1 pseudogene is annotated in these 373 nt (G+C 66.2%); it reads right to left on the bottom strand.

The features are described from left to right. A pseudogene (locus RT662_RS10145) lies at window positions 1–373 on the bottom strand (Ppx/GppA family phosphatase); the annotation flags it as partial.

Genomic DNA, 373 nt, shown 5'->3' with positions numbered 1-373 from the left:
AAGCCCGAAGCAATCACGCTGGACGATCCCAGTTTCTTCACCACCGCCGCCAACAGCATCGCCGCACCGGGCAAGGACGGCAGCCGCGAGGTGGACAGATGCGGAACCGCCTTCAACGTGGCCAAATCCGTGTGCGACAGGCTGCGAAACAATTTGCCCGGCGCCGCTGCCGGCATTTCATACTGGTGGACGATGGGCAGCGGATGCCCCGTCATCCAGATGTGGATCTGCGCCAGCGCCCGCCACGATCCGCCCACCATGTAGAACGGCTTGCCCTTGCCCTCGCCCGACCAGTCCACCTTGTCGAGCGCCTTGGCGATGAACGGTCCCAGCGCGCGGCGGTCGCGCTTGCGCACCGCATCCAGCCGCAGCG

Origin of the sequence: Sandarakinorhabdus sp. (assembly GCF_032115815.1) — a bacterium.
GTDB lineage: Bacteria > Pseudomonadota > Alphaproteobacteria > Sphingomonadales > Sphingomonadaceae > Sandarakinorhabdus.
Note: the sequence above shows the minus strand (reverse complement) of the source record. Positions and strands in the feature narration are given on the sequence as shown.